11 protein-coding genes are annotated in these 12,953 nt (G+C 43.2%); 3 read left to right on the top strand and 8 right to left on the bottom strand.

What is annotated here, in order from left to right; genetic code table 11:
- Positions 1–4 precede the first annotated feature (4 nt).
- The 6 genes from urtD to DYI81_RS01985 form a co-directional block, all read right to left on the bottom strand.
- Positions 5–823: an urea ABC transporter ATP-binding protein UrtD gene (gene urtD, locus DYI81_RS02010; RefSeq protein ID WP_106984172.1), complete on the bottom strand. Its 819-nt coding sequence runs from the start codon at positions 821–823 to the stop codon at positions 5–7.
- Positions 820–1,893 (bottom strand): urea ABC transporter permease subunit UrtC, encoded by a 1,074-nt coding sequence (urtC, locus tag DYI81_RS02005; RefSeq protein WP_106984171.1) that lies wholly within the window; start codon positions 1,891–1,893, stop codon positions 820–822. The genes urtD and urtC overlap by 4 nt, the downstream gene beginning before the upstream one ends.
- A 4-nt stretch (positions 1,894–1,897) precedes the next feature.
- Positions 1,898–3,535: an urea ABC transporter permease subunit UrtB gene (gene urtB / locus DYI81_RS02000; protein WP_117006563.1), complete on the bottom strand. Its 1,638-nt coding sequence runs from the start codon at positions 3,533–3,535 to the stop codon at positions 1,898–1,900.
- Between the two features lie 103 nt (positions 3,536–3,638).
- Entirely contained in the window at positions 3,639–4,922 is a 1,284-nt protein-coding gene (gene urtA / locus DYI81_RS01995; protein WP_171356297.1) for an urea ABC transporter substrate-binding protein, read from the bottom strand.
- Positions 4,923–5,319: 397 nt separating this feature from the next.
- Entirely contained in the window at positions 5,320–7,200 is a 1,881-nt protein-coding gene (gene parE / locus DYI81_RS01990; RefSeq protein WP_106984168.1) for a DNA topoisomerase IV subunit B, read from the bottom strand.
- A 14-nt stretch (positions 7,201–7,214) separates the two neighbouring features.
- Complete coding sequence (locus DYI81_RS01985; protein ID WP_117006561.1) at positions 7,215–7,802, bottom strand: YqiA/YcfP family alpha/beta fold hydrolase; 588 nt, start codon at positions 7,800–7,802, stop codon at positions 7,215–7,217.
- A gap of 248 nt (positions 7,803–8,050) precedes the next feature.
- Between DYI81_RS01985 and DYI81_RS01980 the strand changes: the two genes are divergently transcribed.
- Positions 8,051–9,382 (top strand): alpha/beta hydrolase, encoded by a 1,332-nt coding sequence (locus tag DYI81_RS01980; protein ID WP_117006560.1) that lies wholly within the window; start codon positions 8,051–8,053, stop codon positions 9,380–9,382.
- A 92-nt stretch (positions 9,383–9,474) separates the two neighbouring features.
- On the opposite strand, the gene DYI81_RS01975 is transcribed toward DYI81_RS01980, so the two are convergent.
- Both DYI81_RS01975 and gshA read right to left on the bottom strand, forming a co-directional pair.
- Positions 9,475–9,972, bottom strand: coding sequence for a disulfide bond formation protein B (locus DYI81_RS01975; protein WP_117006559.1), 498 nt, complete (start codon positions 9,970–9,972; stop codon positions 9,475–9,477).
- A 19-nt stretch (positions 9,973–9,991) separates the two neighbouring features.
- Complete coding sequence (gshA, locus tag DYI81_RS01970) at positions 9,992–11,569, bottom strand: glutamate--cysteine ligase (RefSeq protein WP_117006558.1); 1,578 nt, start codon at positions 11,567–11,569, stop codon at positions 9,992–9,994.
- A 211-nt stretch (positions 11,570–11,780) separates the two neighbouring features.
- On the opposite strand from gshA, the gene DYI81_RS01965 reads away from it, so the two are divergent.
- The gene (locus DYI81_RS01965) at positions 11,781–12,320 is read left to right on the top strand and encodes a DUF924 family protein (protein ID WP_117006557.1); all 540 of its coding nucleotides are present in this window, start codon (positions 11,781–11,783) and stop codon (positions 12,318–12,320) included.
- Positions 12,321–12,368: 48 nt separating this feature from the next.
- Entirely contained in the window at positions 12,369–12,932 is a 564-nt protein-coding gene (locus DYI81_RS01960; protein WP_106984162.1) for a hypothetical protein, read from the top strand.
- The last annotated feature ends 21 nt before the right edge of the window (positions 12,933–12,953 follow it).

The raw sequence follows: 12,953 nt of genomic DNA, 5'->3' as shown, positions 1-12,953 counted from the left end.
CTCCTTAACGTCCTAAATATTTTTCTATTACATCTTCATTGGCTTGAACCTCTGCCAATGTACCTTCTGCCAAAATAGCGCCCTGTGCCAACACGGTGACTTTTTCACTAATGGTGTCAATAAAGCTCATGTCATGTTCAACCACGATCAGGGTATGGTTCTTTTTCAGTTCTAAGCACAGTTCAGCTGTACGCTCTGTTTCCGCATCGGTCATGCCTGCTACAGGTTCATCCAGCAAAATCAGTTTGGGGCGTTGCATCAATAACATGCCAATCTCCAGCCATTGCTTTTGACCATGTGACAACAAACCTGCAGGTTTGTTTACAAATTCTTGTAAGCGAATTTGTGCCAAAGATTCCTCCAAAGCCAGCTGTGCATCAGGCGCAAGTTTGCTAAAGAAACTCTTTTTCACACGTTTATCTTTGGGGGCAGCCAACAGTAAGTTTTCCATGACGGTGAAATTTTCAAATACGGTTGGCTTTTGAAACTTACGCCCAATCCCTGCTTCTGCAATTTCTTCTGTACTCATTTTGGCTAAATCATAGGTTTGCCCAAAGTGCGCTGTGCCTTCGGTTGGACGCGTTTTGCCTGTGATCACATCCATCAGTGTCGTTTTACCTGCACCATTTGGCCCAATAATGCAACGGAGTTCGCCTTCTTGAATATACAAAGACAAATCATTTAAAGCGCGGAAGGCATCAAACCAAACACTGACATTTTCTAAGTACAGCGCAATACCATGACTGAAATCTGCACCTTCGGCTTTGGGGCGACCATAACCCTCCGAGGCGTGCCCCCCATGTGGTTGCATTACATCACTCATTCACCACGCTCCTTTTTAAAACGATCAAACAGCCCAATGACCCCTTTGGGTAGAAATATCGTGACCACAATAAATAATGCACCGAGCACCAAGAGCCATGCTTCTGGATAGGCCACGGTAAAATAGGTCTTGAGACCATTGATTAAGCCCGCGCCTAAAATCGGACCAATCAGCGTACCCCGACCACCGGCTGCCACCCATACGGCCATTTCAATCGAGTTCACAGGGTTCATTTCACTGGGGTTAATAATGCCAGCCTGTGGCACATACAAAGCACCCGCAATCCCAGCGATAACTGCAGAAAGCACCCATGCGGAAAGCTTGTACCAAAGGGTGCGATAGCCTAAATATTGCAAGCGGTTTTCGCTGTCACGGATTGCACCCAAGACACGTCCGTAGGGTTGATTCATTAAATGACGTAAACCAACAAAACACAGCAACAACACCAAGGCTGTGATAAAGCAGAGACTGGCCCGCATAGCTGCCGAGCTAATGTCCATCCCTAAAAGAGTTTTAAAGCCCGTAAAACCATTATTGCCCCCAAAGCCTGTTTCATTACGGAAAAACAACAGCGCTGCCGCAAAGGTCATGGCTTGAGTAATAATTGAGAAGTACACGCCTTTAATTTTTGAACGGAAAGCAAAGAATCCAAAAATAAAAGCCACCAGTCCAGGAACCAGTACCACCAAAAGTAAAGCCCACCATAAATGCTGGGTACCTATCCAATACCATGGCAACTCGGTCCAGCTTAAAAAGCGCATAAAGTCGGGTAAGCCATCGCCTGCGGATTCCCGCATCAGGTACATACCAAAGGCATATCCACCAAGCGCAAAGTACAGACCATGACCCAGACTTAAAATACCCGCATAGCCCCAGACCAAATCCAATGCCAAAGCCACCAGTGCTAAGCACATAATTTTGCCAATCAACGTGACCCAATAAGAGGATAAATACAGCGCTGAATCTGCAGGAAGCAGATGTAACCATGGCAAGATCAGTAATATGGCAAAGCACACACTAATCGCGATTGCACTGGTGGGTTTATCTGAAACTAAAGATGTGATTTTCATCGGCTTACTCCACAAATCGTCCTTTGATGGCAAATAAACCTTGTGGACGTTTTTGAATAAACAAAATCACAAGCACCAACAGTAAAATTTTTGCGAGTACTGCACCCATGCCAATTTCCAGCACAGTGCCACTCACTCCTAAACCAAGCGCGGCCAATACTGCACCCCACACTTGACCCACCCCGCCAACAACCACCACCAAGAAGGCATCGATAATGTAGTTTTGCCCGAGGTCAGGCCCGACATTGCCGACTTGGGCCAAGGCACAGCCTGCAAGCCCTGCTAAACCAGAACCTAAGCCAAAGGCCATCATGTCGATACGGCTTGAACGAATACCCACTGCACGTGCCATTTGACGGTTTTGCGTCACGGCACGAACAAAGAGACCAAAACGGGTTTTATTCAGCACATAAACCAGCACTAAAAGAATAACGATCGTGAAGGCAATAATGGCAATACGGTTATAGGGCAAGATCAAGCTTGGCGTCATCGCAATGCCACCAGACAGCCATGAAATATTGGAGACTTCGACGTTTTGTGCGCCAAAAATCATACGCACCAGTTGCATTAAAATCAGACTGACCCCAAAAGTCGCCAATAAGGTTTCTAACTGACGACCGTAAAGCGGACGAATCACCGTACGCTCAATGAGCATGCCTATCAGTGCACTCACCATAAAGGCCGCTGGAATGGCCGCAATTAAGTACCAATCAATCCAGCTTCCTAAATAGGTTTTAAACAGGCTTTGCACCACATAAGTGGTATACGCGCCAATCATAATCAGCTCACCATGGGCCATATTAATGACACCCAATAAACCGTAAGTAATGGCGAGACCTAAAGCTGCCAATAATAAAATGCTGGCAGTACTCAATCCTGAAAACACATGCCCCGTCCATTCACTGGCCTGAATTCGGGTTTTAATCTTGCTTTGGGCGCTCGTTAACGTTGCTTTTAATTCTGCATGTAAATCGGGTTGTTCAAGCTCGGTTGTCACCATTGCCAATACATCTGGACGATTTGAATCTTGTAATACTTTAGCGGCTTGGATTTTCGTCAACACATCTGGACTTTGATAATCCAAACGCGCCTTTAACTGTGCAAGGCGTGCTTTCACACTGTTATTTTTTTCGGCCAAATACAGCTGATTAATTTGCTTTACATCTAATTCAGATAAGTTATTTTCTAAAATATCAATCGCTTCTAAACGCTGAGTAGCATCGGTAGAGCTTAATTTTTTTTGTGCTTGCGCAAAACTTAATGCTTTTCTTAAAGTATTGACCAAAGTGACTTGTGAGATATCTGCGGGCCATGTGCTCACAAGCGTTTGATCTGCATAACGGCGCAGTTGATCTTGCCCTTCTAAAATATAGGTCTGTCCTGCGCCATCTCGATATAGCTGATCATTTTCAACATAGGTTGCCAATTGATCTAGCAATTCAATACTGGCAGGCCAGCGATTTAACAATGCACGTCGTGTGGCAAAGTCAGCACTGACAAATTGTTGAATGGCATCACCCTGAGCAAGGGTCTGCGCCGAAGCAAGTGTGGTTGATGCGGAAGATTCGGCATGGGCTAGATTGAGCCACAAGCACTGGCTCATGATTAAAAACAGAGCGAAAAAATGTAGGCGAGTGAACATCAACGTCCCCCCTTTTTTATAGATCGCATGCAGGTCAAATGCATGATGTGAACTTTAGAATTTTAGAAAAGCCCGCCACTGGCATGGCAGGCAAGTTGTGCTTTTATTTTGGAATGTACGGGCTCCATGGCTCCGCAGGAATTGTTTTTGCTGTTTTGTAGACCACATCAAATTGTCCGTCTGCACGGATTTGGCCAATCATGACAGGCTTATGTAAGTGATGATTTTTGGCATCCATTTCGAGCTTATAGCCCGATGGTGCATCAAAGCTTTGACCCGCCATTGCCTCACGGACTTTATCTACATCGGTCGTGCCCGCTTTTTCTACGGCTTGCTTCCACATATTGATGCCGACATAAGTCGCTTCCATTGGATCGTTGGTGACCATTTTGTCAGCATTTGGCAGTTTATATTCCACCGCATACTGCTTCATCTTGCCAATGAATTCCGAGTTCTTCGGATTTTTTACTGACATGAAATAGTTCCACGCGGCTAAATGCCCAACCAAAGGCTTAGTGTCTATGCCACGTAATTCTTCTTCTCCCACAGAGAATGCCATGACTGGAATATCCGAAGCTTTAATACCTTGGTTACCTAGCTCACGGTAAAACGGCACATTAGAGTCGCCATTAATGGTCGAAATCACAGCCGTTTTTTTGCCGGCTGCAAACTTCTTCACGTTGCCTACAATAGTTTGGTAGTTGCTATGACCAAATGGCGTGTACTCTTCCATAATGTCTGCATCGGCCACACCTTTAGACTTTAAAAATGCACGCAAAATTTTATTGGTGGTGCGCGGGTAAACATAGTCTGTTCCAAGTAAAACAAAACGCTCCGCTTTACCGCCCTCTTCGCTCATCAAGTATTCCACAGCAGGAATGGCTTGTTGGTTAGGTGCAGCACCTGTATAGAAAATATTTTTTGATTGCTCTTGGCCTTCATATTGGACCGGATAAAACAATAAGCCATTCAGCTCTTCCACCACAGGCAACACAGATTTACGCGAAACGGATGTCCAACAGCCAAAAATTACTGCAACTTTATCTTGCGTAATTAACTGGCGAGCTTTTTCTGCAAATAAAGGCCAGTTCGAGGCAGGGTCAACCACCACAGGCTCAAGTTTTTTGCCCATCACACCGCCATTGGCATTAATTTCATTAATGGCCATCAGCGCAGTGTCTTTTAACGACGTTTCTGAAATCGCCATCGTGCCAGACAGTGAATGTAAAATTCCGACCTTAATGGTATCGCCACTACTTGCTGCTGCTTTCGGTTCTGAGTTGGCAACTTGTGTTTTTTCTTCTGCTGGTTTTGAGCAACCTGTTAAAGTTAATGTGCCCAACATGGCAAGTGCCAATAATGATTTTGAAAATAATTTTTGTTCCAACATCTACGCACTCTCCAAATAATTTTCGCGCTCTGCGCATGTGTTATTGCTAAGTGCTGTTATTCAAGTTCTATGCCAACCAACAAAATCATGTATAAAACATTAAAGCCAATATTCAATTTATTATTATTTTTCAATTTATTAAAACTCATTCAATTTATGTTTTGATAGTTTCATCTTCCTCAATATCTCATTTTTTTGCATACAAACTTGTATCCAACATGACAACTAAAAAATTCCAAGATGGCTCAAAGTGCACAATCACATTTTTAAAGCTGCACAACTACAGCGCATTTTATGTACTGCTTAGACATAAAAAAGCCCGCATCTGCGGGCTTTTTTACATAGTTGGCTCAAGTCGCACTCAGTCAGTACTTGAGCCAAATACAAAATTAAATTATACGGTCAACTCAGCTAAGTTGCCTTTTTGCTCTAACCAATCTTTACGATCAGAGGCACGTTTTTTCGCAAGAAGCTTATCCAAAAGACCTGCCGTAAACTGGCTATCATCTAAATCTAATTGCACCAAACGACGGGTATTTGGATCAAGTGTCGTTTCACGTAATTGACTCGCGTTCATTTCACCTAAGCCTTTAAAGCGAGTGATTTGCGGATTTTTAGTTTTGCATTTTTTCAAAATGCCATCTAGCTCTGCATCATCCAAGGCATAATGCACGTCTTTGTTATCATCAATACGATACAACGGTGGCATAGCAACAAATAAATGCCCTTCTTCCACCAAGGTTGGAAAATGCTTCACGAATAAAGCACACAGTAGGGTCGCAATGTGTAAGCCGTCGGAATCGGCATCGGCCAAAATGCAAATTTTGCCATAGCGCAGTTCAGACAAGTCATCTGAGCCTGGGTCTACACCAATCGCAATTGCAATATTATGCACTTCTTGAGAAGCTAGCACTTCATCTGAAGAAACTTCCCACGTATTTAAAATTTTTCCGCGAATTGGCATGATCGCTTGGAAATTTTTATCCCGCGCTTGCTTAGCAGAACCACCCGCAGAGTCACCTTCCACAATAAACAGTTCAGATTCTTCTAGTGTATGCCCGACACAGTCAGACAATTTACCCGGCAAGGTTGGGCCAGCCACAATCTTTTTACGCTCAACTTTTTTGGCAGCTTTTAAACGACGGCCTGCTTTCGAAATCGCCATTTCAGCCAACTGCATTGCAATCTCTGAATTTTGATTCAGCCACAATGCAAATGCATCTTTGGCAATATTCTGCACAATGCCAGATGCTTCACGACTCGACAAACGTTCTTTGGTTTGTCCAGAAAACTGCGGTTCCTGGAATTTCAGCGACAAAATATAGTTCACGCCATCCCAAACATCTTCCGCAGATAATTTCAGATTACGAGGCAATAAATTGCGTAGTTCACAGAACTCGCGCATTGCATCTGCTACACCTGAACGCAAACCGTTCACATGCGTACCGCCCTGCGCCGTTGGAATCAAGTTCACATACGATTCTTGAATCGACTCGCCACCTTCAACATTCCAACAAATGGCAAATTCGGCACTGGCACGTTCGGCATCACCTGTTGCGACAAAAGCTGGCGCTGGAATAATCTCACGGTCTTGCAGTTCATCCATCAAATAGTCAACAAGACCATTTTCAAACTGCCAAGTGATTTTTTCATCGTTAATTTGGTCAACATAATTAATTTCTAAGCCCGCAGCTAACACCGCTTTGGCTTTTAAATTATGTTTTAGGGCTTTTAAAGCAAATTTTGGTGAATCAAAATACTTAGCTTCAGGCCAGAAATGTACCCGTGTGCCTGTTGCACGTTTGGCACATTTACCTTCCAAAACTTCTAAAGGTGCAACCGCTTCGCCTTGCTCAAAGGCCATTTTATAGAGGTTGCCTTGGCGCTGTACTTCCACTTCAACACGGGTTGAAAGCGCATTCACCACCGAAATACCTACCCCATGCAAACCACCAGAAAATTGATAGTTGTCTGTGCTGAACTTACCGCCGGCATGGAGTTTGGTTAAAATAATCTCAATACCAGATTGGCCATATTCTGGATGAATATCAACTGGCATACCGCGGCCATTGTCCTCTACAGACAAAGAGCCATCTTTATAAACAATCACGGTAATTTTATTGGCATGACCTGCAAGTGCTTCATCGACAGCATTATCAATCACTTCTTGCGCCAAATGGTTTGGACGACTTGTGTCGGTATACATGCCCGGGCGACGGCGCACCGGATCTAAACCAGATAAAACTTCAAGAGATTGGGCCGTATATTGAGACACGTTGTAAGGTTTCCTTATTTTATGCTGTCCGATAAAAACTGTAGCACTGCCGGTATTTTGTCTGCGAAATCGTCCATAGCATGACTGCCATGACAATCGATCATCAGCATTGCACCTTGCGAGGCTTCACTATAATAACGCTGTGCTTCACGATAATCCAAAACTTCATCGCCTTGCTGTAATAGCACTAAAATTTTGCTCGCATCTTGCACAAATGGTACAGAAATGTGTTCTAAGTGATCAAGCTGTGCTTCATCCAAGGACCAATCTGCCGTAACGGCATAGGGTAATGTAGTTGTTGCAAATAAAGTTCTAAACAAATGCCATGGTCGCATTGCTGGATTAATCAGTACAGCAGGAATACCATGCTTCGCGACCAATTGCGTCGCATAAAAGCCCCCCAGACTACTTCCGACCAAGACCACATCTGGCAAATTCCTAATCTGTGTAGACAGTAGATCTAAAGCATGCTGCGGATGCATATTTAAATCAGGCAAATGCACTACATCGTTCGGGCGATATTGTGCGCAGTACTGCTTTAATTGTTGACCTTTAATTGAATTTGAACTGCTTTGAAAGCCGTGTAAATAAATGATGTTCATCGCTTGTTCACAAAATTATATACAAATTAATCAAAATAAAGTTTATAAATGAGATGCAGGTCTCATTTTAAAAAGTGAGTTTCTGCATTTTGTTAGACAATAAATCCGCTGCCGAAACACGATCATCGGTATTTTAAATATTATTCATAATAAGGCACTAGCCTTAAACAATAAGACTTATACCGTGAAGCTTAGATAAAAGAAAGCCCGAATATACGGCGCATAAAACGACACAGGATATGACGCAGATGCCGAGTTTAACACCACTACACGAAACCTATTGTAAATGGGACCGCACACCACCCAGCCAAGCCGATGTCCTCGAAGGCTTGGCACAGCTGGTAACGATGCGTTTTAGTGATGTCGTGCATGACCTCATCCAAAATATTCAACGAGAGCTTTTAATTAGTATTTTTGGGATGAGCGAGCAAAAGTCGAAAAGCATCCATAAAATTCCCTATGTCAAAAAGCTGTATCAATTGACCTATGAAAGCTTTTTTAACTACGGAAACTATTTATTGGCACCTATTTTACGTGGCGTGATTGAGCGTTTCCCTAAACTACATGACAAACCATTAACCCCGAGTCTGCATATTTTGGTCGGTGCGTTAAATGGCGTACTGGGTGATTATTTACTCAAATATCAAAACCCTATGGCACTGCCTATGGCTGTGTATGACCATTATGGTAGCTTACAAAAAGGCGAACTCAGTGGCCGTGTGACCTTATTTGTACATGGCCTATGTATGCACCATTTGTCTTGGTCAAATCATAAATTTGGTGGCATCGGCGAAAAACTCTTGGCGCAACGTGATCACAACACCATGTTGTACCTGAACTACAATACAGGCCGTCGCATTTCTGCCAATGGGCGCAGTCTATCCAATACCTTAGAAGATCTGTTACAACATAATCCCAATATTACCAGCATTGATTTGATTGGCCACAGTATGGGCGGATTGGTGTCTCGTAGTGCCCTCTTTTATGGCAAACAAAATATGCACCACTGGATTCACCGCGTTGAAAACTTGGTCTGTCTGGGCTCTCCACACCACGGTGCAGTATTAGAACGTTTTGGCTTTGCAATGCAAGATAAGCTTGGGCATTTACCTCTTGGAAAAATTGTCGGCCATGTGGTGAATATTCGGAGTAATGGAATTCTAGATTTACGCTATGGAAGCGTCCGTGATGATGATTGGGAACACAATGATGTACGTATTGGGATGATGGACGACAATCGTAAACCTGCACCGATTCCTTCACATATTAATACCTATCTTGTGGCCGGAACCATTGAGTTTGAGCACCGTAAAAATCGGACTTTAAAAGTCATTGGTGATTATTTGGTCAGTGTAAAAAGTGCCTTGGGCGAACACCCCAATAGTCGCTATCAACTAAAAGTACCAGATGCACATAAAGCCATTTTCTATGGTCTAAATCACTTTGAAATTCAATATCACTCGCATGTTGCAGAACAAGTCGCTCGCTGGTTCTACCCAAGTGTAGAAGATCAAGCTTATGATCAAATTCATGAATATATGATGGACTTGGCGAGCATGGAAGGCATCGCGCTCACTTAAATAAATAAGATATTTTTGCCACAAAAAAGCCAGCTTGATGCTGGCTTTTTCATGTCGATGTGCATGCTCGGCGTCATGCAAATTTGGTTATGTTAAGCAGGATACCTACGACATAATTGCCAAAGGCTCACCACGGCCAGCACTGCAAAAAATATCCCAGACCAAACAGGTAAAGACTGTCCTAAGAAGGTCCAATCCACTTTGGCACATTCGCCAGAACCCGTTAATACCTGCTGAAACACAGATTTTAAAGGCAGTGTTTCAACCCAATAATCCAATCCAGGCCCACAACTTGGCACTTTATCTGGCGGTAAATTTTGTAGCCAGACATGCCGTGCTGCCACACCCACAGACCACAAAATAGATACGCTAGCCAAGAAGGCATAGATGCGTTTCATAACATTTGAGGCAGGATTATGTAAACATGCCAACAACGAAATCAGCCCAAGACCAATTAGGCCAATCCGTTGAAATACACATAATGGACAAGGTTCAAGCCCTTGCACATGTTCCAGATACAGCGCAAAACTCATGCCAATCACACTGGCTACAAATAATAAGCCACTGATCAGGCGATAACTCCACTGCATGGGGTTCCCTCTATTTTATTTATCTAAAATTCGCAAGATACTGTTCGAAATTAGGTGCTGTTTCTTGCTCTAATACTGCGAGTGTTTGTAAGGACTGTGTTGCCACTTCTGCAAAATAAGCCTTACGCTCAGGACTCAACTGATGTTGCTCATACATACTCGCATGCTGTTGTGCCATAAAGCTACCAAAGCCCCATGTACCACCTTGCTCAATTGTATCTTCAATCATTTTTGCAGACAAAGTTTCATCGACTTCGTCTACCCGTGACAGCATAACGTTCAAAGCTTGGCTATACAGTGGTGTACTGTAACTTTGGTCCATTAAAGCAGCGATGGATTGCATTTTGTTTAAATAACGACGACACCAATCTTCAATTGGATAAGCCTGCCCTTGCTCCAAAATCGTTGCATTGGGTGCACGGCCGCGGTTAACCACTTCTGCTTGGTTTTGTTCTATTACTTCTTGCTCTGCATCAAGCAAATCTGGGCTGTCGCTTAATAAGCAATGTAATGCCAAGATTTCCAAGAAGCCCGCTGTATTTTCATCAATGCCAATTGGGCTATAGGGGTTAACGTCCACTGCGCGTAATTCCACATAGCCTACACCACGGTTGAGTAATGCTTCCGATGGTGTTTCACCTGCTTTTGGCACCTGTTTTGGGCGCACTAAGCTGTAGTATTCATTTTCAATTTGTAGCACGTGGTCATTAATTTGAATTGGCGTGCCCGCTTCATCATCTAAGCCCAAACGGGTAAATGGTGCATACGGCGTTTTGACTGCTTTTTGCAGACCATCCAAATAGCCTGTCAAATTGTTATAGTGAATGCCCAATTGTTTTTGTGCTGAATTTTGATAGCCGAAACGCCCCATACGTAAAGCCGTGGCATACGGTAAAAATAGCGTACCTTTTAACAATGGCAATAAGTGATGCTCTCGCCCTGTCATAAAGCATTGGCATACAGATGGGCTGGCACCGACCAAAAACATCACCAAAGGTGTTAAACGGATAAAGTTACGAATCAAACCAAAGTAACGATGACTACGATAATCTTGCAAGCTCAATGCTTTTAGAGCGTCGTCTGTTTCATTTGCCTGTAAGGCTTCAAACAAATGATCAGGGAAAGATAAATTATAATGAACCCCTGAAATGGTCTGCATACGGCGACCGTAACGCACGCCTAAACCATAACGATATAAGGTTTTAAAACGGCCCACATTTGAGGTGCCATACTGTGCAAGACGAATACTTTCTTCCGCATCATCAAGCATACACGGCATCGATAAAGGCCATAGTTTTTCATCATGTTCTAATTGTTGATGCACAACGGCATGAATATCTTTTAAATAATTGAGTGTTTCACCAATGCTACTTAAGGGTGGTGTAATAAACTCCATCAATGCTTCGGAGTAATCGGTCGTAATATGCGGATGTGTTAATGCCGAACCCAGTGCTTTGGGATGATCTGCTTGAGATAAAAAACCATTGCTCTGCATACGTAAACTTTCACGTTCAATGCCACGTAACATGCCGTGTATATGCGTAGAGTCCACCCAATTTGGTAAAATATTTTGAGAGGTCGATTCGGGCTGACTCATTGCAATCTCGCTTAAAGGGAAGAACGACTAAAAGAAAATCATTTATTTAGCGCAGTATAACTTGATTTTTAGGTGGCACGTTACAGTCTGCTGGCTTTTGAGGCAAAGCTAGACTTTATTTTTGATTGTTTTTTTATCACAAAGTTGCACTATAAGACATTTGAGATTTGTGATTTTATTAACAAACAAATACGAAAGCTGATTAAAACTGATGAATTATCAAGATATTTTAGATTTTTGGTTTAGTGCAGAGACCCAACCGCATTGGTTTGCAAAAAGCGATGAGTTTGATGTCATTATTGAAAAAAACTTTAAAAATGTTCATCTTCAAGCCACGCAGTCCGAACTTTGGACATGGCGCCAGCATGCCTCTGGCCGTTTGGCTGAAATTATCGTCTTAGATCAATTTTCTCGTAATTTATATCGTCAGTCTGCACAAGCTTTTGCTCACGATGCAATGGCCTTGAGTTTGGCACAAGAAGCCGTGCAACAGGGCTTAGACCAACAGTTACCCACTGAACAACGCGCATTTTTGTATTTACCGTATATGCACAGCGAATCTAAATTGATTCAAGCACAATCCCTTGCCTTATTTGAGCACTTGGCCAATCCCATCAATTTAGATTTTGCCCAACAGCATAAAGTGATTATTGATCGTTTTGGACGTTATCCACACCGGAATAGCGTATTGAATCGTCCTTCAACGGCAACCGAAATTGAGTTTTTAAGCCAACCTCATTCAAGTTTTTAACCGTCCTCCTCGAAGGCCATTTTTTATTTTTCATTTAGGCTCCCCAACATGAAAACATGGTATTTATCACTTGCACTGGCCACAGCCTTGAGTCTATCAGGCTGTGCAACCACCCCATCAAAACCCTTAAGCTTTGCAGAATTGGGACAGTTTAGTGCCACGCCACTGAATGCTCAGACCTATCGTATTAGCTTTCAAGCAACACCCAATATGAGCTATGGCACAGCTGAAGAAATTACCTTGGTGAAAGCCGCTCAAGCCACCTTACAAAATGGCTTTCAATTATTTAAAGTCAGTGATGACCCAAGTAACCGCAGTCAACAGCCTCCTCGAAAAGCAGTGGTGTACGCGAGTCCAATGTACCCTCCATCGGGTTTTTACCGCCGCCATCCTGCTTTTTGGCCCGACCCATTTTATGATATGCCTCAAGTGGTTAGCTTAGACCCAGTACAAGTGAGCTACACCATTGAATGCTTTAAAAATAATAAAGCGGCACCACACGATGCCTTTGATGCCAGCTTAATCTTACAATCGTTGGGTGCAAAATATGGTTTAAGTGCGACAGGTGAACCTTTAGTGCCACCGGCAGCCACACCACCCCAGCCAAAATAATTACGGAGCCTAGACCGCCCT

The organism is Acinetobacter sp. SWAC5 (genome assembly GCF_003419885.1).
GTDB classification, from domain to species: Bacteria; Pseudomonadota; Gammaproteobacteria; order Pseudomonadales; family Moraxellaceae; genus Acinetobacter; species Acinetobacter cumulans.
This window is presented reverse-complemented; position numbering and strand designations above follow the sequence as displayed.